This is a genomic window from Shewanella holmiensis (assembly GCF_025370255.1).
Lineage (GTDB): Bacteria > Pseudomonadota > Gammaproteobacteria > Enterobacterales > Shewanellaceae > Shewanella > Shewanella holmiensis.
Genome location: NZ_JAMTCD010000003.1, coordinates 82,580 through 104,744, shown reverse-complemented (window position 1 = coordinate 104,744; position 22,165 = coordinate 82,580). Strand labels below are relative to the sequence as shown.

Genomic DNA, 22,165 nt, shown 5'->3' with positions numbered 1-22,165 from the left:
TTTTATTTTTTTTTCAAATTTAGCTAATAGCAAATAGCACTAATTCTGCGAGGTTGCTATGATGCTGATTAATGTTGAACCTGATTAGAGTAAAGTGGATGGAATTTAAATTACGCACCACGTTTGTAGCCATTATGGCTGGTGCTAGCTTGTTGCTTTCAGGCTGTGCGGCAACATCGGGTTCAAATGATGCTGCTTCTGGGCAAATGGTTGTTGCCCCAATTATGCCAGATTATAAACTTGAAGTGACATTGGCCAAGTTAAATGAAATTTTGGCTACGATGGAGCTAACCGATGAGCAACGAGCGCGATTTCATTACGATCGAGGTGTCATTTACGATAGTGTTGGTTTGCGTTTATTAGGTCGAATCGACTTTCATCAAGCGTTAAAATTACAGCCTAATCTTGCTGATGCTTATAATTTCCTTGGGATTTATTACACTCAAGAAGGTGAATTTGAAAGTGCATATGAAGCATTTGATGGTGTATTAGAACTTGCTCCAGAATACGATTATGCCTTTTTAAACCGCGGTATTGCTTTGTACTACGGTGAGCGCTATGAATTAGCTGTTAAGGACATGCAAGACTTCTATGATCGCGATCCATCAGACGGTTATCGTGCGTTATGGCTGTATTTGATGTCATCAAAAATGAATGCTGAATCGGCTTTAACGACATTAGGTAGCCAACGTCCGAAACTCGCAGATCAACCTTGGCCGAGTGTGCTGGTTGATTACTATCTTGGTAATGTATCTAAACAACAAGTTTTTTCAGCTGCTAAAGTGGAATTACGTGATGCGAAAGAATATGCAGAACGTCTATGTGAAGCCTATTTCTACTTAGGTAAGCGCGCTGAACAGCTTGGACAGTATCAGGATGCAGCCAATTATTATCGTTTAACGTTAGCTACCAATATTTATGATTTTGTTGAGCATAGATACGCTCGTATAGAGCTGGCAAAAGTAAAACAGATCATTGAGCAATTGCCAAAATCCTAAAAGGCAGTTTGCCTAGCCAAGTTAACCGATAGGCGCTATAATTTGCGCCTTTTTTAGCATCAAGTGCAAAGGTTACCATGTCAGGCATAAATGTTGAGGTCGATAAACGTCGAACCTTCGCCATCATTTCCCACCCGGATGCGGGTAAGACAACAATTACTGAAAAGGTTTTGTTATTCGGTCAAGCAATTCAAGTTGCGGGTACGGTCAAAGGTCGCGGCTCAAAACAGCACGCTAAATCTGACTGGATGGAAATGGAAAAAGATCGTGGTATTTCTATTACGACATCTGTGATGCAGTTCCCTTACCGCGAATGTCTGGTTAATCTACTTGATACTCCTGGCCATGAAGACTTCTCTGAAGATACCTACCGTACACTGACGGCTGTCGACTCATGTTTAATGGTTATTGATGCCGCTAAAGGTGTTGAAGACCGGACGCGTAAATTAATGGAAGTGACACGTTTACGCGATACTCCTATTATCACCTTTATGAACAAATGTGACCGTGATATTCGTGATCCTATGGATGTTATGGATGAAGTTGAAAATGAACTTCAAATCGCCTGTGCGCCGATCACTTGGCCAATTGGTTGCGGTAAATCATTTAAAGGTGTTTATCATATTCACCGTGAAGAAGCGATTTTGTATCAAAGTGGTCAAGGTCATACCATTCAGGAAGTTCGAATTGTTAAGGGCATCGATAATCCAGAACTTGATAAAGCGATTGGCAGCGAGTTAGCTGAACAATTGCGTGAAGAGCTCGAGTTGGTTGTTGGCGCTTCACATGAATTTGATCTTGATGCCTTTTTAAAAGGTGAGTTATCACCAGTGTATTTTGGTACTGCATTAGGTAACTTTGGTGTCGACCATATGCTAGATGGTCTTGTCCAATGGGCTCCTAAACCACAACCTCGAAATACTGAAGTGCGTGAAGTTACTGCTAAAGATGCTAATTTTTCTGGTTTTATCTTTAAAATTCAAGCAAACATGGATCCAAAGCATCGTGACCGTGTTGCATTTATGCGTGTGGTGTCTGGAAAATACGAGAAAGGCATGAAAATGCATCATGTGCGTATTGGTAAAGATGTGCGTATTTCTGATGCGTTGACTTTTGTCGCAGGTGATCGCGAGCAGGTTGAAGAGGCATACCCTGGTGATATCATAGGTTTGCATAACCACGGTACCATCCAAATTGGTGATACATTCACCCAAGGTGAATCACTTAAATTTACTGGCATTCCAAACTTTGCGCCAGAAATGTTCCGCCGTATTCGCTTAAAAGATCCATTAAAGCAAAAACAATTACTAAAAGGCTTAGTACAGCTTGCTGAAGAAGGTGCGGTGCAGGTATTTAGACCGTTAGACTCTAACGACCTTATTGTGGGGGCTGTTGGTGTACTGCAGTTTGAAGTGGTCGTTGGCCGTTTAAAGAGTGAGTACAACGTTGAAGCTATCTATGAAGGCATCAGTGTGTCAACAGCTCGTTGGGTCTACTGTAAGGATGAGCGGAAGCTAGAAGAGTTCCGCCGCAAGTGTAGCCCGAACTTAGCACTAGATGGTGGCAATAATTTAACTTATATTGCGCCAACAATGGTTAACCTTAATCTGTCAAAAGAGCGTTATCCAGACGTTGAGTTTGCTAAAACCCGCGAAAATTAATACTTTTTGAGCTAGGCTTAGTGGAACTTTTAAAGGCAGTGCATACTGCCTTTTTTTATCCCCTTTTTTGAGTGACCGGTATGAAGCAAACCTTTTTCGATGCCCATGCACACCTCGATTTTGCAGAGTTTGATCATGACCGGGATGCATTATTCATTGAGATGAATGCCCGAGGCATTGATAAAGTGTTAATTCCAGGGGTGAGTCCTGAGCGATGGTCACGCCAGTTAGAAATTGCCAATCAATATCAATGTTATTTTGGGTTGGGGATCCATCCTTGGTTTATACCGTCAAGTATAGATGAGGCGATAACTAAGCTTGAACAACAAATTAATCATAACCTGATAAACCCCTTATTTGTGGCTATTGGAGAGTGCGGTTTAGATAAGCTTCGTCCAAACTTTCCCGCACAAGTTGAGCTATGCCTTAAACAGGTTTTATTAGCTAAAAAATATCACTTGCCAGTGATATTGCATGCAGTGAAATGCCATACCGAATTAATTGCATTATTGACCAAATCAAAATTAACCCATGGCGGAGTCATTCATGGTTTTTATGGCAGCGTCGAGGTTGCAAAACATTATCAACTTTTAGGGTTTAAACTGGGTATAGGTGGCTTGTTGCTTAATCCTATGGCAAAAAAGCTACATCACGTGGTGTCAGAGCTTCCTTTAGAAACGTTTGTCATTGAGACAGATTCGCCAAGTATGACGCCATTAAATTCACCTGAAAAACGCAATTCACCGCTTATTTTGCCTTCGATAATCGAAAAAATTGCTTTTTTGCGTAAAAAATCAACTGTTCCTATATTAGAACAGGTTAATAAAAACACTTTGCAACTATATGAGCTTTAATTGTTTTTTTTAAAACGAACTCTGTTTTGTGAGGTTATCTTGCGTAAATATCTGAAACTAAACTTTAAAAGTTTGATCAAAACGACGCTTTTCCTCAAATGCTCGGTTATAATCTGTCTCGGAAATAAGGTGAGTTAACAACATTAATAAAAACTGTTAACAATTAAATAAGGGTGATGTTTAATGGATATAATTATGAGTTTAGTAGGGGTGGTCACCCTACTTGCGATAGGTTTCTTACTATCGACAAATAAAAAAGCTATTAACTTACGTACGGTCGGTGGCGCTTTAGCAATTCAAGCGTTCTTTGCTGGTTTCGTATTGTATGTGCCAGTTGGTCAACAAGTATTAGGCAGTGTTTCAACTGCTGTTGCTGATGTGATTGGTTATTCTCAAGCGGGTATCAACTTCCTATTTGGCGGTTTAGGTACTGACGCAATGTTTGGTAATGGCGTTGGCTTCGTATTTGCGGTTCGCGTTTTACCTGTCATTATTTTCTTCTCTTCATTAATCGCGGTTCTTTATTACCTAGGCATCATGCAGATGGTAATTAAGTTCATCGGTGGTGGATTACAAAAAGCACTTGGTACAAGCCGTACAGAGTCTATGTCTGCAACTGCAAACATCTTCGTAGGTCAAACTGAAGCGCCTTTAGTTGTTCGTCCTTTCATTCCTACAATGACTAACTCTGAGTTATTTGCAATCATGGTTGGTGGCTTAGCTTCAATCGCTGGTGCGGTATTAGCTGGTTATGCAGGTATGGGCGTTAAAATTGAGTATTTGGTTGCTGCATCATTTATGGCTGCACCAGGTGGCTTAATGATGGCTAAGCTAATGCACCCAGAAACTGAAGAAACAAACAACGACATGACAGACTTACCAGAAGATACTGATAAGCCTGCAAACGTGATTGATGCTGCTGCATCAGGTGCTGCTTCTGGTATGCACTTAGCGTTGAACGTTGGCGCTATGTTACTTGCTTTCGTTGGTTTGATTGCCATGGTTAACGGTATGCTAGGTGGTATCGGTGGCTGGTTTGGTTTCGAAGGTCTATCACTTGAGTTAATTCTTGGTTACATCTTTATGCCTTTAGCATTCCTAATCGGTGTACCTTGGAGCGAAGCTATGGTTGCTGGCTCTTTCATCGGTCAAAAGATTGTAGTTAACGAATTTGTGGCTTACTTAAACTTTGCTCCTTACCTAAAAGACGTTGCTGATGGCGGCATCTTGGTTGAAGCAACAGGTCAAGCAATGACGGATCGTACTAAAGCGATTATCTCGTTTGCACTGTGTGGTTTTGCTAACTTATCTTCAATTGCAATTCTATTAGGTGGTTTAGGTGCAATGGCTCCTAGCCGTCGCCATGACTTAGCTAAGTTAGGTGTTCGTGCGGTTATCGCTGCATCATTAGCTAACTTAATGAGTGCTACACTTGCTGGTTTATTCTTAGCGCTTTAATCGCTGAATATTCAAAGGAAGCGGGCTTTACTGGCTCTATGCCGTAAAGCCCAACATTTAAGATTACGTTGTCATAATGATTGGCGTTAATCCACCAGTTTCCAAAGTATAAATAGTAATGATTAAGTCTAGTGTGATGGCTTTTAATTATTACATTTAACCGTGACACACAAAGATTGTTAGTAGCATGTTGCAAGAAAGTCGCGACATTGTTCACAAAGTAGAATTTAGTATTCGTTTTTTTGCTGGTTTAATATTGTGATTTACAACAATAACGGTAAAATGCGCTTGCTTAAAAACAAAAGCTGTCCTTGAAGATAGCCAAACAATGAAAAATGGGGTTGATGATGAAAAACGTTAAAACTTTAACTTTAATTGCTGCAGCAGTAGCTGCAATGACAACTGGTACAGTACAAGCTGAACAGTACTACGGTTTTGCTAACGTATCAGTAAACTATTTAGATTGGTCTGATGGTACAGAAGATCGTTCACGTGATATCCAAAATGGTTTCGGTGCTAAATCTGACTTCGTTTATATCGAAGTTGAAGGTGGCGCGGGTTATAACTGGGGTGATGTCTATGGCTTCATCGATTTTGAAAATCCAACTAAAATGGATTGGCAAAAAGACCAAGATGACGGTAGCAAAGCTTTCCGTATCGCAGCTAAAGGTTCTGTTGCAGTAAACATGGGTGAAACGAACTGGAATTACTACGGCCACATTTACAGCCTTTCTGATTCTTCAGGTTTCTATGAGCAAAACATCGTGTTAGGTGTTAGCTATGACATCAACACTGATTTCGGTTTATGGGTTAAGCCTTTCTTAGGTGCTCACTTTGCTCACAACAGCGCAATTGGTGCTGGTTTCAACGGTGGCATGGGTGGCTGGGTACTTGGCTACAACTTCAAGATGGCTGGCCAAGACTTTATGGTTACCAACTGGAACGAAATTGAATTTGCTCGTGAAGATGAATATCGTGGTTTCTGTACAACTGATACCTGTACAGGCCCTGGCGATGCAGGTTTCCAAAACACCAATGGTAAAAGCACTGGCTTAAACGGTGCTGTAGCATTGTGGTGGAACGTATCTTCTGAGTTTACATTAGGCGTTCAATACCGTTATGCTGATAACAAGCTAGGTACAGCAGCTTATCAAAACGCAGCTATTTTCTCTGCGAAGTACAACTTCTAATTGTGCTTTGGAGCCATGCTAGCATGGCTCCACTTTATCTTTACTAAAGGGCATTATGTGAGTTTTAATGTCTTTTATTAAGCATAAGCAAAACGCGCTAAAATGGATTTTTCGCGGAATTGATAAAATAAATTGTTTATTTTGCCTTTTCCGGTCTTCAAGGATTCAAGTCGTGGTACTCGTTATCAGATTGAATACTTAGGTTAGTAAATCATTTCAATTTACTGGCAATATATGAAGACTCGGCCATAACTATAATCATATGCCACTTCACTTTGTTGCCCTGACAAAAATTATCTACTGATTTTATTTATGGAGAGCAAAAATGACTGATTTAAAAAAAGCGGCACAAATGGGTATTTCTTTAATGGATTTAACCACTTTGAACGATGATGATACCGATCAAAAAGTCATCGACTTGTGCCACAAAGCCAAAACGCCAGCCGGTAATACCGCGGCAATTTGTATTTACCCTCGCTTTATTCCTATTGCACGTAAAACCTTGAATGATCTTGATTGTGAAGACATCAAAATCGCGACCGTGACTAACTTCCCACACGGTAATGACGATATTGCCATTGCAGTATTAGAGACTCGTGCAGCGGTTGCTTATGGTGCAGATGAAGTTGATGTGGTTTTCCCATATCGTGCATTAATAGCGGGTGATGAAACCGTGGGTTTTGAACTCGTTAAAGCCTGTAAAGAAGCTTGTGGTGATGAAGCCATTCTTAAAGTGATTATTGAATCTGGTGAATTAAAAGATCCAGCATTAATTCGTAAGGCTTCTGAATTATCGATTGATGCAGGTGCTGATTTCATTAAAACATCGACAGGTAAAGTACCTGTTAATGCCACGCTAGAAGCTGCAGAGATCATGTTAACTGTGATCAGTGAAAAGAACCGAAAAGTAGGCTTTAAACCAGCCGGCGGCGTAAAAGATGCAGCGAAAACAGCTGAGTTCTTAGCGGTTGCAGCGGGCATTTTAGGTGAAGAATGGATAACGCCAGATACATTCCGTTTTGGTGCCTCTAGCCTGTTAAATAGTTTATTACATACATTAGAATTAGCTGAAGCGCCTAAGCCTACTCAAGGCTACTAGTTCCTATTCAATGTTGTAGCTGAGGTTTATTGTCTTTTAGGCAATAAGCCTCATCGCTACAGATATTTTCGGCGATCCCACTCTAGCTCATAATGGATTGCCTAGATGGAGGTTATATTATGTTCCTCGCACAAGAAATTATCCGTAAAAAGCGTAACGGTGAAGCACTCTCCACTGCAGAAATTCAATTCTTCGTAAACGGCATCACTCATAATACTGTCTCTGAAGGCCAAATAGCGGCTCTTGGTATGGCTGTGTATTTCAATGATATGAACATGGATGAGCGGATTGCACTGACATTAGCAATGCGTGATTCAGGTACGGTACTTGATTGGAGTGGTTTATCGCTAAATGGCCCTGTTATTGATAAACACAGTACTGGTGGTGTAGGCGATGTTATTAGCTTGATGTTGGGCCCTATGGCCGCTGCATGTGGCGGTTATGTTCCAATGATCTCAGGTCGGGGTTTAGGTCACACTGGTGGTACATTAGATAAGTTTGACGCGATCCCTGGTTATCAAACTGAGCCATCTAGTGAACTTTTTCGTAAAGTCGTTAAAGAAGCTGGTGTGGCTATTATCGGTCAGACAGGTGATCTTGTTCCTGCAGATAAACGTTTTTATTCCATTCGCGATAACACAGCAACCGTTGAGTCAATCTCATTAATCACAGCGTCAATTTTGTCTAAGAAACTTGCCGCAGGGTTAGATGCTTTAGCGATGGATGTCAAAGTAGGCAGTGGCGCATTCATGCCAACCTATGAAGCATCTGAAGAACTTGCACGAAGTATTACTGCTGTCGCAAATGGTGCTGGAACTAAAACCACAGCCTTGTTAACTGACATGAACCAAGTACTGGCATCTTGTGCTGGTAATGCGGTAGAAGTACGCGAAGCGATTAACTTTTTAACGGGTCAATATCGCAATCCAAGATTGTATGAAGTCACTATGGGCTTATGCTCAGAAATGCTTATTTTGGGCGGTATTGCACAAAATGATGCCCAGGCTCGTACTAAACTAAATGCTGTATTAGATAACGGTAAAGCGGCGGAAATCTTTGGTAGAATGGTCAGTGGCCTTGGTGGTCCAAGCGATTTTGTTGAAGCATACGACAAGTATTTACCCCATGCTCAAATTATTCGTCCAGTTTATGCGAACCAAGTTGGTTTTGCGCACAGTATGGATACCCGAGAATTAGGTTTGGCCGTTGTGACTTTGGGCGGCGGACGCCGTAAGCCAGGTGACGCATTAGATTATAGCGTTGGATTAACAGAAGTCTGTGCCCTAGGCGATGCCATTAGTTCCGATAAGCCACTTGCCATGATCCATGCTCAATCTGAGCAAGCATTTGAAGAAGCGGCTGCAGCTGTTAGAGCGGCTATCCATATTGGTGATACGCAACCTGAGAAAACACCTGAAATATATCGCTATATTCGTGCTGAAGATTTATAGGAGTTAGGTATGAAACGTTCAATTATATTAATGTTAGATTCATTCGGTCTTGGTGCAGCAGGCGATGCAGATAAGTTTGGCGATGTAGGTTCAGACACGTTCGGGCATATTGCAAAAGCCTGTGCAGAAGGTTTAGCTGATGTTGGTCGCCAGGGACCATTAAAATTACCTAATTTAGCGCGCTTAGGTTTAGGGCACGCAGGCTTTGAGTCTACCGGGCAATTTGCCGCAGGTTTTGGTGACAATGTAGATGTTATTGGGGCTTACGGTCATGCCGAAGAATTAAGTTCTGGTAAAGACACTCCAAGTGGTCACTGGGAAATGGCTGGCGTTCCTGTACTTTATGAGTGGGGATATTTCAGTGATTTGAAAAACTCATTTCCAAAAGAGCTAACCGATAAAATTCTAGCCCGTGCTGGTTTGGATGGGTTTCTAGGTAATTGTCATGCTTCTGGTACGACGATTTTAGAAGAGATAGGCTTAGAGCACATGAGTTCAGGGAAGCCAATTTTCTATACCTCTGCTGATTCAGTGTTCCAAATTGCCTGTCATGAAGAAACTTTCGGGTTAGAGAATTTGTATCGTTTGTGCGAAATCGCCCGTGAAGAACTTGAGCCATATAACATTGGCCGTGTTATTGCACGCCCATTTATTGGTACTGGTCCAGCTGATTTTGCTCGTACGGGTAATCGTCATGATTACGCTGTTCAGCCGCCTGCGCCAACAGTACTCGACAAGTTAAAAGCTGCCGGTGGTGAAGTGGTGAGTATCGGTAAAATTGCTGATATTTATGCTAATTGCGGTATTACGCAACAATATAAAGCGACCGGTCTTGAACAACTGTTTGATGCGACGTTAGAGCAGGTTAAACGTGCAGGTGACAATACCATTGTGTTCACCAACTTTGTTGATTTTGATTCTCACTATGGCCATCGCCGCGATATCGCTGGGTATGCCAAAGCACTAGAATATTTCGACTCACGTTTACCTGAGTTGCTAGCTATTTTATCTGAAGACGATTTCCTTTTACTGACAGCTGATCACGGTTGTGATCCAACCTGGAAAGGAACCGAACATACTCGCGAACACGTGCCAGTTTTAGCGTATGGCGCAGGATTAAAAGCCGGTTCATTAGGTCGTCGTAAGTCATTCGCCGATATGGGACAGTCAATTGCAAGCTATTTTAAGTTAGAACCGATGGAATATGGTGAATCTTTCTTAAATTAGTCACATTTTCGAACGACGGTTCTATAAAAAGTTTAATGTGTTTGTTAAACTATCAACATTATTAAGCGGTACCAAATAAAATAGAAACATAGGGGTTATAACATGGCTACACCACATATTAATGCAGTTGAAGGCGCGTTTGCAGAAACAGTTCTTTTTCCAGGTGATCCATTACGTGCAAAGTATATTGCAGAAACATTTTTAGAAAATGTTGAGCAAGTGACTGATGTGCGTAACATGCTTGGTTTTACCGGTACTTATAAAGGTAAGCGTATTTCTGTTATGGGTTCAGGAATGGGTATTCCATCTTGTTCTATCTACGCTCACGAGTTAATTAAAGAATACGGCGTTAAAAACTTAATCCGTGTTGGTACATGTGGCGCAATTAGCACAGATGTAAAAGTTCGTGACGTGATTATCGGTATGGGTGCATGTACTGACTCTCAAGCTAACCGTTTACGCTTTAAAAACCAAGACTTCGCAGCAATTGCCGACTATAGCCTATTAAGTGCAGTTGTTGATTCAGCTAAAGCACATGGCACTAAAATTCAAGTTGGTAACGTTTTCTCTGCTGACTTGTTCTATACACCAGATCCAGAAATGTTTGACGTTATGGAAAGAATGGGTGTGTTAGGCGTCGAAATGGAAGCGGCAGGTTTATACGGTGTTGCGCACGAGCTCGGTGCCAAAGCATTATGTGTTGTCACAGTGTCTGACCATATTCGTACGGGTGAAAAAACCACTTCTGAAGAGCGTCAAACGACCTTTAATGACATGATCATTATGACTTTAGATGCAGCATTAACGCTTTAGTATTGTTATAGCTTCAATAAAAATGGGCGCTAATAGCGCCCATTTTTGTAGGTTATTTTTGAGGTTCATCTTGGTCAGTGGTTTCTTGCGCGGCAAAATGCTTCTTAAACTGTTTGATCCGCGTTTTACGACGATCAAAGTCAGCACGTTTGAATGATAATGCTCGCGACAGGAGAAAGCCGATAAAGCAAGCTGTTATTAGCATCCACTTTAATAACTCCATATTTTTTTGATGTAAATATTTTATTTCATCAAAAAATATACTGAGATCTAAACGCACCTCAACATAGCCCAAATTATTATCTTGCTGCATCACATTTTCAATTAACGGCGGATAGCTTGCCAGTAATTGACGTAATGCCTCGGAATCAGGACCTAAATCATCAGTTGTGACTGACTGGGCAAAAGCCAATCTGACCCCCTGAGAATTGTAGATATTAACCGACATTACTTTAGGATCCGCAGCTAAAGTGGACGCTAGCCATTGCAACTGCTCATCATTTTGTAAAAACATTGCTGGCGCTGCACCATTAGCCGCCTGTTGGGCAAGGGTTCTAGCCATTAGCTGTGTTTGTGAACTCAGCAGTTTTTGACCGTTTTTCAAGCTGTTTTGCCACAGATTGATTAGTCCAAAGACTAAGCCTATGGCAAGAATGACTTGAATGATCCTGCTAATTTTTTGTCTTTTCTTGAGACCTTTAACAAAAATCACTTTAATCCTTAGTCATTTTTCTATTTAATGAAACGCTTTCAATAGCGCCTGACTGCCATTTTTCAATGGTTTGTGGTGTGGAAATTATATTAATCTAAAAACTCATCAGTAGATAGTTGTAATCAAAGAGGTTAGACCCATGCACAATCTTCGCACAGCATCGCCTACGGCAAGCGCAGTCAATAAGAATGGAGATACTATTCTAACGTGGTTGTTGTCATCCTCTGTAAACGAATATCAGCATAACGGCCTATTATGCCAGCGTTATAACGAGTCCGACTATCTTAATCAGATTGCGCCATCATTTTCTAAGCGTGTTCGAGTGGTGTTTGAGCAATCTGTTCAACAACACATCGATATCTGGTTAGCATCATTATCTGTTACCGCTGGATTTTCATTACTTTCGCGCAGCAATGATTTGATTGGCATTGAGATAGCGACTCAGCAGCCGCTTGATGAGCTGATAACAGCATTCGCGCACACTATTACACAAAAAGGGTTAGCAGCCGAGTTATTAGTTATTGGAGAGCCATTACCATTGCTGTATCAAAAGGGCTTATTGGTGATGGATATGGACTCCACTGCAATTCAAATTGAGTGTATTGATGAGTTGGCCGCATTGGCGGGCGTAGGCGAAGAAGTGGCAGCTGTGACGGCCAGTGCTATGCGTGGTGAGCTGGATTTTGAACAAAGCTTGCGCTTAAGAGTGAGTAAGCTTGCTAATGCAGATGCGGCTATTATTGATACTCTATGTAAAACATTACCCTTGATGCCCGGTTTGACCGCAGCTTTAGAAGAGTTGCAAACAAACCAATGGCGTGTCGTTGTTGCTTCAGGTGGTTTTACGCCATTTGTGAATCACCTTATGCATCTATTAAAGCTAGATGCGGCATTTGCTAATGAGTTAGTCATTGAGGAGGGCAAACTCACAGGGCAAGTCACTGGGGCGGTGGTTGACGCGCAATACAAAGCGAATGTCATAAGTAAGTGCGCTCAAAAGTGGCAAATAGCACCAGGACAAATTGTGGCTATCGGTGATGGTGCGAATGATATCCCTATGATCCAGGCTGCTGATTTAGGTGTGGCTTTTCATGCTAAACCGAAACTCATTGCTGCGGCAAACTTAGCGGTAAGTCAACTAGATTTACGTGCGTTAGTATTTTGCTTGCAAGGGTAGAGCTAAGCATACTGATTGCTGATTAATCCCTCAGATAATGTTTTTACGTCAAATATATTCAAATAATCCTCCCCCAAAAGTCTCTTTTTTTGGGAGGATTATAATTCTGCCTTTCTTTTTACAGCCTATGAATGCTGTTTTCAACGTCAGCTGCTAACAAATAATAAGTGCCCTATCAACAGGAAAACCACTGTGAATGAGGCAGTAATGTAAAGCAGGTTTATTTATCCTTACAGCTTACCTTCATTTTTGACAAATTGGCCTTCCTTGAGCAAATTGAAACTTTATTTAGGATATTTGCTCTATTATGGTTGATATTAATGACAGTTATGATTAAGTTTTAGATCAACGCCTTAAATAAGAATAGTTGCCACATTGATATCACCTACCCAACAGTCTTTGTTTATCCCTTATCGACAAGGGCAATTACATGTGCGCTTTATTCCAGCGAAAGGGATGAATAAGCAATTTACTCCCATCTTAATGTTACATGGTGCGATGTCGAATGGACGGGTTTTTTATAGCGATTCAGGTCGTGGTTTAGGTTGTTATCTTGCAGAACAAGGTTTTGATGTTTATGTTCTAGATACCGCCGGAAGGGGCAAGAGCACACCTTTAATCGACAAGTATTATGACCTTGGTCAGGGTGAGGTGATCAGAGAGCAGTTACCCTTAGTACAGTCATTTATTTTACAATGTCATCCTTTAGCTGCCAAAGTACATTGGTGTGCCCATTCTTGGGGCGGTGTATTGATGGCAAGTAGTTTGATCCGCTTTACTGATTTACAAGCTAATGTGGCATCATTTTTAACCTTTGGCACCAAACGTACCATTAAAATCAAATCCCTACGCAAGTGGCTGATGGTTGATGTTTTTTGGAATCGGTTAGCACCATTAGTTGCCACTAAACAGGGCTTTTTTGATGCATATCGCTATCGATTTGGTATGGATAATGAAAGTCACCAATCTCTTTCTCAATCAATTGACTGGGTAAGAGGTGAATGGATAGATCATGATGATCATTTTAATTATGCCATAGCCGCTAAAAATACAATCTGGCCTATAACATGGTTTATTGCCGGTAAAAATGACTCGGTACTGGGTAATCCTTCCGATGTACAAGATATGATGTCCGAGTGTGGTTTTCAGCAGGCTGAATATACTTTGCTAGCCAAAGAACATGGCAATTTATACGATTATGGCCATGCAGATATGTTGACCCATAAGCAGGCAAGTGATGATCACTTTATTAAAGTGAAAAACTGGTACTTAGCACAAGCCCAGTAGTTGTTCGCATCTTTCACATTAACTTGGTTCTTTTAGTTGGGTTAATTGCGGGAAACGCAATATCACTTCTTGACTGATATCGACAAACTCACCTAAACCTATAACTTGCCATAGTTGTTCTTCAAGTTGTTTGGCTTTGTGGTTGGCATGAATTTGGATGTAAGCCAATTCTCGTCTTATATAGGTCATATCAGGTTTGTCGGCCATACCAAAATAAACTCTTAATGCCATAAATCGGCCTAATCGTTGGCTTTGATCAATAAAGGCAAGTTGCTCTTCAGTGCTTAAATCTGAGACGACTTTACAATTAAGATTGATAGTGCCGCGAGCATGGCGAGTAATTTGGATAAACACTTCAAAAAACTGCAGTTCAGAGATCGTTTTCATGGCTTTAATGGGCTCAAGGATCCGGTCTTTGAAAACCCCATTCTCCATGATTGGTGCGAGGTTATACTGCATGATTTGTTCAGTATCTTGCGAGAATAGATGACTGATTTCATCTACTTTAGTCCCAATGCCAATAGCTGAAATACTAAATGATTTACTGCGCTTCTCGATAAAATAAGGCACGCTCGCTATCTCTCGCATCATGAGATTTTTCATGCCATCGGCCAGTTCTTTTTGTTCACCGTCTTTGTCTGATAATTTTGCAAGTTTGTCTTGATTATGGCTGATAAGTTTACTTAAAAACTCTACTCCCATGTGGGGATCATGGCCAATCAAAGCGCTTAAATGAAGGACTTTGCTATATGAACGAGTGCGTATTAGCTGATATGACAAGCCATTTAAGTTTGTTTTACCCGCTTTAGCCTGTAAGCGTGGAAAACTGATACTGACCGATGCAGGAGCGGTAAAGTCCATAGGTTCATCTAGGGTGACTTGTAACCCACGACTTGAAATGTCATGGGTAATGCCTGAGGCGGTTTTATTACCTTGCTTAATTGTGACCAACGTTTTGAAAGCAAAACGAGATTCGTGACGCCGCTCGGTAAATGGCATAGATATTTTTTTGATGCTATTGGCATTTATTTTTCGCTGGGCGAAAACTTTCAGTTGGTTAACATCTTGGTTATTAAACCAAGATTGGTACTGTGAATTAACCTCGATGTTGGTTAAATCACAGACTTGAATGATATGGATGAAACTCGCTAATTGTTGCTCTGTTAATGCACCGTAGCGAGCATCATCACCTGGTAAGGTGGAGGTTTTATAATTTTTTTGATGATCAATTCGTTGACTGGTTAATTTAAATATACGCCAGCTTGGTTTTTTGGCCCCGAATCCTAAAAAAAGTCCTAGGTGACCATTTTGGATTAACTCAAATTGACTGGCTGAATAGAAGTGTACTTTACCGTTTGCTACGTGAGTAAAACAAAAAATAATTTGATGCTCTACGATGTCGGGCGATTTAATCAGGTGCACTAAACGATTATTAGTCAGCATTCCCGGAAGTTGGCTGACATCCCTTTCATCTTGAAAGAAATGCATCAAAGGATGGTTTCCGCGACCGAGTAACGCATGGGTAATGTGTGGTTTACCTTCTTTGATAGAAATATACAAAGGTAAATGGGGCTGCAAAGGTAAATAATGACGCTCAAACCCTAAACCTGTCGCGTTAACAATGACATCGTTAACATCCACTTTATAGCGAAACTTGTATCCCTGAATTAGCTGAGTAATGACCTTGTCGAGTTCTTCGCCGCCACCCACTCGTTTTAATCTGAATATTGCGTTGTCATCTTTATTCTGTATATCAACAATTTGGTAATCAACACCTTGTTGTAGATCTTCAAAATAAAACTCTTCATTCAAATCAAGTAATTTTACGCGCAATGGCTTTTCTGGTTGAAAGTTATGCTTTACAGGCAATTTTACTCTTGCGCCACCGATGGATAAATCAAGGCTTGCACCTAATACTTCTGCGCTGCCAGGTTGTGATGCTGAGATTTTAATACTGTAGTTCATTCGTTCTTCACTACGATTAAAATAACTGCCTAATACCACACCTGGTACGATAAAAGGAGAAATGCTGGTGACGCTATCTTGAGTTGGAGAGTCTTGTCTTTGTTGCTTACGCATTTTGTGCTGTTTAATCACATTTTCGTAAACGCCTAAAGTGTATTTATTACGATAAATAGGTAAGGCTTGTTCAAGTGCTTCTTTTGATGGCGCATCTAAAAAATGCCTTTGTTTGCCAATCACAACTTCTTCGCAGGGCAGCTCGGTTTTATCACGTAAATCAATAATACGCGTACAGGGAGCTGAAATACGATTAAGCTCCATTTTCAGTAAAAAACGGGTAGAATTCGACTCATCCGCCGTGAAGCTTTCGAACAGTTCCTGAAAGTCAGGTTCCATTAGCAAAGGTTTGAGTTGTTCTATTAGCGCGCTGTGATTATCTAGGCTCATCTTCTATTATCGTTTTTAATGCTTCTAGTGAGTCTGGCTGTTAATCTTATCGGCATGAAAAGATATTGCTTTATCAATTGTTTGGTCAGATTTGGATTCTATACTGATTTACAATCAATGATAAAGTTTAGCAAACAATTATGGTGTGGGCGTTTATTTACAGTGATCGGAATAACGTTCATTTGTGACCTTTTTTAATCATATTTACTGATGAGCATTATGGCAAAGAATAAAACAGCATATGTATGTAACGAATGTGGTCAAGATTTCCCTCGCTGGCAAGGTCAATGTAATGCTTGTCAGGAATGGAACACAATCACAGAGGTGCGTTTAGGGGCGAGTAGCGCCACTCGAACTCATCAATTTAGTGGTTATGCTGGCGAGACCAGTAAAAAAGTGCAAACACTTGATCAAATTGATTTAAATGAATTGCCGCGTATTGCCAGCACATTTGGTGAGCTCGACAGAGTCTTAGGCGGCGGCATTGTTCCTGGCAGTGCGATTTTAATTGGTGGTCATCCTGGTGCGGGTAAAAGTACACTTTTACTACAAACCTTATGTCAACTTGCGCAAACCATGCCAGCGTTATATGTGACAGGTGAAGAGTCTTTACAGCAAGTTGCTATGCGTGCCCATAGATTGGGGTTACCGACACAGAATTTACGAATGTTGTCGGAGACGAGTGTAGAGGCGATTTGCGATGTGGCGTTACAGGAAAAGCCGAAAGTGATTGTTGTCGACTCGATTCAGGTGATGCACATGAGTGACATTCAATCTTCGCCAGGCAGTGTCTCGCAGGTACGAGAGTCAGCTTCCTATCTGACTCGATTTGCAAAGCAGCATGGCATCGCGGTAATTATGGTTGGTCATGTTACAAAAGATGGCAGTTTGGCGGGACCTAAAGTATTAGAGCACTGTATTGATTGTTCGGTGATGTTCGAGGGGGATAGCGACAGTCGTTATCGAACACTGCGGTCCCATAAAAATCGTTTTGGTGCGATTAATGAACTGGGTGTTTTTGCGATGACCGAACGAGGATTAAAAGAAGTGGCTAACCCTTCTGCGATATTTTTATCTCGAGGCGATGAAGCTGCTTCGGGGTCTTTAGTCATGGTGGTGTGGGAGGGTACGCGTCCATTACTTGTTGAGTTACAAGTATTGGTTGATAGCTCTGCAATGTCTAACCCACGAAGAGTTGCAGTTGGCATGGATGCGAACCGTTTAGCCATGTTATTGGCCGTCATGCACCGTCATGGTGGCTTGTTGATGTCTGATCAAGATGTTTTTGTCAATGTGGTTGGCGGAGTTAAAGTAACTGAAACCAGTGCTGACTTAACCTTATTGCTGGCAATGGTGTCGAGTTTTCGAGGTGAAGTATTACCTAGCGACCTCGTCGTTTTTGGTGAAGTAGGCTTGTCGGGTGAAATTAGGCCCGTACCTAATGGTCAAGAACGATTAATCGAAGCGGCTAAACATGGCTTTAAACGCGCGATAGTGCCTAAAGCTAATGCCCCTAAAAAGCCGCCATTAGGCATGGAAGTCATTGGGGTGAGTAAATTATCTGAAGCATTAAACGCACTATAAAGTGCGTTTATGATGATGCTTATTCTTCCGGTTGAATAAGCATTTCCAGTTCACGGTTCAGTAATTCTGCATCACCAAGGTTAAGCTCAATAATTCGGCGTAAATGACTGATACTTTCGACATCAATATGCAAACAACGCAAGCCTAAATGTTCGCTGGTTTTATGGACCACTTCAGTATGCATGACTAGTTGCACGTCTGAATCGGGTAACACAAATTCTAATATGATATGGCTATTTTGCGCGCCAGTGAAAAGTTCTGGTATTTCAACCAGTGCGCCATTGAGGCTTAAATCAAGAATTGTGGTACGCCAAGTCGAATCATCTTGAGCAAGATAAGCATTAGCATCAAATAAAATTCGAGAAAACTTGCGTCTTTCGTCCATCGGTCAGTCCTTAATAATTTAACGCATTACTAACTATTAGCATACGTTACCTTTGTCGATAAAACAGTAATCATTTTTACGAATGGGTGATTATTTCTTCTGGGAGTTCGATACAAAATCTTGCTCCTTGGTTAGGTTCGGTGTTTAAAGTCACTTTACCTTTAAGTACTTGAGTTACTAAATTATAGAGAATGTTCATTCCCAAACCACTGCCACCTTGGCCACGCTTTGTGGTAAAAAATGGGGTGAATATTTGTGCTTTTATATCGGCGGACATACCGCAACCATCATCTGAATAAATAATTTTTAAGCCTTCACTTTCACGGGTTACGCTTAAAAAAAGTTCACCCACTTTACCATCTGGGTAAGCATGAATAATCGAATTATTAAATAGATTACTGATGATTTGGTAAAATACACCAGGTTGGCTATGGAGAAAAATATCATCTGGACAATCATATCGATAATGGTGTTTGGTACGAGACAGTAACGGGTTAAGGGCGATAAATATTTCATCCAAGTACTGTTTTAAATTGAAGTCTCTGACATCTTCGTTAGATTGATCAACAGACACTTCTTTAAAGCTTTTTATTAATTTTGCCGCCCTATTAAGATTTGATAATACCAGCTTAGTGCAATCAGCGACTTCAGTCTGATATAGTTCAAAATCTTCATGTGAGACATCTCCAGCTTGATAGCGCTCATTAAACTCAACTACCCTATCTGCTAGATGTGAGGTGGCTGTCACGCTGATCCCTATCGGTGTATTCACTTCGTGGGTGATACTGGCAACCAGTCCACCTAAGGTGGCCATTTTCTCTTTATCTATAAGCTCATTTTGTGTCAGTTTTAGCTCTTCTGTTCGCGCTTTTACGCTATCTTCAAGTTCAGCATTAAGCCGTGTGAGTGCTTGCTCTGTTTCTTTTAGCGATTGAATATTCTTAATTGTGCCTGTTATTCGGTTGGCGCGGCCTTGATTATCTCGGTCGATCACTTGGCCCCTATTTAGCACCCAAACCCATAGGTCGTTTGCTGTTTTTGCACGATATGTTAACTCGAACTTATTGACCTGCTGTTTAAAGCAAGGGGCCATATTATCTATGACGCTTTGTAAATCTTCTGGATGAACACATTTTTCCAGGGTATCCATAAGGCCTATTTCTGGTTGAGGATATTGTAAAAACGTATTACTTCTATGGGCGCTTTTATTGCGAATGTCCCAGTCCCAAAACTCATCGCCACTACCCCATAATGCTAACTGTAAGCGTTGTTCACTTTTAGAAATTTGCTCCATCATGGCTACTTTTAAGCGATATTTTCGTGTTTGAAGCCAGCTAAATAGAGCGACAATAGTGATAAAAAATAGCCCGTAAATTAGATAAGCCCACCAGGTTTGCCATGGTGCAGGTGCGATGGAAATATCTAATTTTTTTATAGGGCTATATTGATTATTATGATTTTTAGCTCTTACTTGAAACTGATAGGTTCCTGGGGCTAATCCAGAAAAGTGCGCAACATGGCTACCTAAATCTTCAAACCATTGTTGATGCAACCCTTGCATGCGATATTCATAACTCATTTGTTGTGCTTGATGTAAGTTATTACTGTGAAATCGAAAAGAAAATAATGCATCTTGATAGTTAAGTTGAATGAATTTGGCGTAGCTAATATCAAAGGGTTGGTTAAAGCGATGATCATCTTGTATTCGCTGCAACTTATTTAACAAGTAAAACTCATCAATTATTGGTGTTTTAGGTACAGGTGTCACAGGTAAGTCAAATGGATAAATCATATTAAATCCATTAATCCCGCCTAAGTAAACGCGGTTGTCGTCATCAACAAAACCAGCATTAAAGTTAAATTCATTGTCTTGAAGCCCATCTATAAGGGTGTAATTACGGATGCTATTGTCTTGAGTATTAATAACGCTGAGGCCTTCAGAAGTACCAATCCAAAGTTGATCTAAGCTATCTTTAACCATGAGGTAGGCAATGTTATCGATAAGACCATGCTGTTTATCAAATAATTTAACCGCTTGGGTTTTAGGGTTAAATGAAAAAACGCCATCGCTAGAAGAAATCCATAATTGTTCATCAATCCAATACGCATTGAATAAATGCTTGCTAGGAAAATGTTTAATCGTGCTAGGTGATAGTTGGGTAAACTTACCTTCAACGGACATATGAATTAGGCCGGCGCCGTAGGTTAATATCCAATAACCACCCTGTGGGGCAGACAAAACATTACTGATTTCTTTACTTTGTAGGCTGTTTGGATTGTCAGGATCATGCGTCCAAGAGGTAAAGCCCTGTTGTTCTGATAAAAACAGATTCACACCCGCATCCTTGGTCGCAATCCAAGCCTGTTGTTGCTGATCAAAAAAAAGGCTATAAAGAACATTACTTGAGATAGCTTGCTGATTATGATTGTCTGCCAAATATTGGGTTATATTTTGTGTGTCGAGATGCAATATGTATAAACCATTACCGCGAGTACCAATCCATAGTTGTCGTTTATTGTCTTGTTTAATAAAACTGATAAAGCTTTTAGAATCAAATTGTGGATGAGTAAAAAGTGTAAATCCGGTTATGTTTTGGTTTTCATCTTCAGCGGCAATAAATAATCCCTGTGCGGTACCAATCCAAAGGGTGTCCTGTTTATCTCGATAAATAGTTCGTATATCTGTGTCAGTCAAATTACTGGTCATAAATGAATGTTCATTGATGGTATGGAATGCTTGGCTATTGAGATCGGCTTTACTGAGTCCAGCGCCGTGTGTGCCGATCCATAATTGACGTTCATCATCCATCCATAGCCGAGTGATTAACTCGCTACTGACACTGTGAATGTTATTTGGTGAGTGATAAAAATGCTCAAATTGGTGTGATGATGGAGAGTAAGATGCAAGACCTGCTTGTTTAAAGCCAATCCAAAGTTTTCCGTCAATATCTAACAATAAATCACTAATACTATTATGCTGTAAGTTGTCAGCAAAAAAGGATTGATGTGAGGTAATGACAGGGCTCTGTAATCCAACAGATAGATCAAGATGGAGCAATTCCGCCTCATCCGTTGCTAGCCAAATACTATTGTTATCGCCATTCGCAATGCTGAGTATTTTTTTGTCGAATAAAAAGGAAGTTGTAAACGCACTAAAACTTTGTTCTTCGGGTAAATACAGTTGCAGTCCTCGTTCGTGATATAGCCAAAGTCTTGAATACTTATCAAGAAATAATCCCGAGACGTTGTCATCAAGTAAGCCTTTAGTTCCCGCTTTGATATGCTCTATAAGTACATTTTCGGATGGAGAGAAGATATACACGCCATTATTGGTGGCGAGCCAAAGATTACCTTGGTTGTCTTCATTTATGTCGTTAATACCACTTGTGGGTAAACCGAGTTCAGGTGAATTGTAATATTGAAAATGCTTGGTTTTTGGTTCGAATTTGTTAAGGCCATCATTAATGGTTGCTAACCATAACTCACCTTTTTTGCTATAAAATAAATGGCTTATGTGATTTCCTGATGGGCCATTATCATCTTCTTTAAGGTAGATTTTGATGTCTTTGCCATTGTATCGGTTTAATCCTGCTTGTGTGGCTATCCACAGGTAACCATCTTTATCGGTAACAACATCATTGACCGTATTCATTGATAAGCCATGTTCAGCTTCAATCGTGTCAAATTTCACCATAGCTTGTACGGCTGTAGTGAATCCGAAAATAAACAAAATTAAGCCATAAGAACAGACTGACAAACTAGCTTTTATCACACAAATGATCCTTACACTTTTACTCTTTTAATTGTCTTTCTGAGTGTTAAGTTTAAGTGTAGATCTAAATTGATGAAATGCTAATCAG

At 40.6% G+C, this 22,165-nt stretch carries 16 protein-coding genes; 12 read left to right on the top strand and 4 right to left on the bottom strand.

The annotated features are described in order from the left end of the window. Nucleotides 1-98: 98 nt before the first annotated feature. From nlpI to deoD, 9 genes are all read left to right on the top strand, one after another. The gene (gene nlpI, locus NE535_RS03550; RefSeq protein WP_261297315.1) at nucleotides 99-998 is read left to right on the top strand and encodes a lipoprotein NlpI; all 900 of its coding nucleotides are present in this window, start codon (nucleotides 99-101) and stop codon (nucleotides 996-998) included. 77 nt (nucleotides 999-1,075) lie between these two features. Further along, the gene (prfC, locus tag NE535_RS03545) at nucleotides 1,076-2,659 is read left to right on the top strand and encodes a peptide chain release factor 3 (protein WP_261297314.1); all 1,584 of its coding nucleotides are present in this window, start codon (nucleotides 1,076-1,078) and stop codon (nucleotides 2,657-2,659) included. An 80-nt stretch (nucleotides 2,660-2,739) separates the two neighbouring features. Further along, nucleotides 2,740-3,513, top strand: coding sequence for a TatD family hydrolase (locus NE535_RS03540; protein ID WP_261297313.1), 774 nt, complete (start codon nucleotides 2,740-2,742; stop codon nucleotides 3,511-3,513). Nucleotides 3,514-3,696: 183 nt separating this feature from the next. Further along, the gene (locus NE535_RS03535; protein ID WP_261297312.1) at nucleotides 3,697-4,971 is read left to right on the top strand and encodes a NupC/NupG family nucleoside CNT transporter; all 1,275 of its coding nucleotides are present in this window, start codon (nucleotides 3,697-3,699) and stop codon (nucleotides 4,969-4,971) included. Between the two features lie 347 nt (nucleotides 4,972-5,318). After that, entirely contained in the window at nucleotides 5,319-6,161 is an 843-nt protein-coding gene (locus NE535_RS03530) for an outer membrane protein OmpK (protein ID WP_261297311.1), read from the top strand. A gap of 325 nt (nucleotides 6,162-6,486) precedes the next feature. Continuing rightward, nucleotides 6,487-7,260, top strand: a complete 774-nt coding sequence (gene deoC, locus NE535_RS03525; protein WP_261297310.1) for a deoxyribose-phosphate aldolase — start codon at nucleotides 6,487-6,489, stop codon at nucleotides 7,258-7,260. Nucleotides 7,261-7,379: 119 nt separating this feature from the next. After that, the gene (gene deoA / locus NE535_RS03520; RefSeq protein ID WP_261297309.1) at nucleotides 7,380-8,711 is read left to right on the top strand and encodes a thymidine phosphorylase; all 1,332 of its coding nucleotides are present in this window, start codon (nucleotides 7,380-7,382) and stop codon (nucleotides 8,709-8,711) included. Between the two features lie 9 nt (nucleotides 8,712-8,720). Continuing rightward, entirely contained in the window at nucleotides 8,721-9,938 is a 1,218-nt protein-coding gene (locus NE535_RS03515) for a phosphopentomutase (RefSeq protein ID WP_261297308.1), read from the top strand. Between the two features lie 102 nt (nucleotides 9,939-10,040). Beyond that, nucleotides 10,041-10,751, top strand: a complete 711-nt coding sequence (gene deoD / locus NE535_RS03510) for a purine-nucleoside phosphorylase (protein ID WP_261297307.1) — start codon at nucleotides 10,041-10,043, stop codon at nucleotides 10,749-10,751. A gap of 52 nt (nucleotides 10,752-10,803) precedes the next feature. On the opposite strand, the gene NE535_RS03505 is transcribed toward deoD, so the two are convergent. After that, on the bottom strand, nucleotides 10,804-11,463 hold the full coding sequence (locus tag NE535_RS03505) for an AhpA/YtjB family protein (protein WP_261297306.1): 660 nt from the start codon (nucleotides 11,461-11,463) through the stop codon (nucleotides 10,804-10,806). Nucleotides 11,464-11,602: 139 nt separating this feature from the next. Between NE535_RS03505 and serB the strand changes: the two genes are divergently transcribed. Beyond that, nucleotides 11,603-12,640, top strand: a complete 1,038-nt coding sequence (gene serB, locus NE535_RS03500) for a phosphoserine phosphatase SerB (RefSeq protein WP_261297305.1) — start codon at nucleotides 11,603-11,605, stop codon at nucleotides 12,638-12,640. Between the two features lie 378 nt (nucleotides 12,641-13,018). Beyond that, complete coding sequence (locus NE535_RS03495) at nucleotides 13,019-13,927, top strand: alpha/beta hydrolase (RefSeq protein ID WP_261297426.1); 909 nt, start codon at nucleotides 13,019-13,021, stop codon at nucleotides 13,925-13,927. A gap of 18 nt (nucleotides 13,928-13,945) precedes the next feature. Here the strand turns inward: NE535_RS03495 and NE535_RS03490 are convergent, their stop codons facing one another. Beyond that, the gene (locus tag NE535_RS03490) at nucleotides 13,946-16,336 is read right to left on the bottom strand and encodes a PilZ domain-containing protein (protein ID WP_261297304.1); all 2,391 of its coding nucleotides are present in this window, start codon (nucleotides 16,334-16,336) and stop codon (nucleotides 13,946-13,948) included. Nucleotides 16,337-16,555: 219 nt separating this feature from the next. On the opposite strand from NE535_RS03490, the gene radA reads away from it, so the two are divergent. Continuing rightward, nucleotides 16,556-17,920, top strand: coding sequence for a DNA repair protein RadA (gene radA / locus NE535_RS03485; RefSeq protein ID WP_261297303.1), 1,365 nt, complete (start codon nucleotides 16,556-16,558; stop codon nucleotides 17,918-17,920). Nucleotides 17,921-17,939: 19 nt separating this feature from the next. Here the strand turns inward: radA and NE535_RS03480 are convergent, their stop codons facing one another. Together NE535_RS03480 and NE535_RS03475 are read right to left on the bottom strand one after the other, a co-directional pair. Continuing rightward, a complete protein-coding gene (locus tag NE535_RS03480) occupies nucleotides 17,940-18,305 on the bottom strand; it encodes a PilZ domain-containing protein (RefSeq protein ID WP_261297302.1) in 366 nt (121 codons plus the stop codon). Nucleotides 18,306-18,381: 76 nt separating this feature from the next. Then, a complete protein-coding gene (locus NE535_RS03475) occupies nucleotides 18,382-22,077 on the bottom strand; it encodes a two-component regulator propeller domain-containing protein (protein WP_261297301.1) in 3,696 nt (1,231 codons plus the stop codon). Nucleotides 22,078-22,165 lie beyond the last annotated feature (88 nt).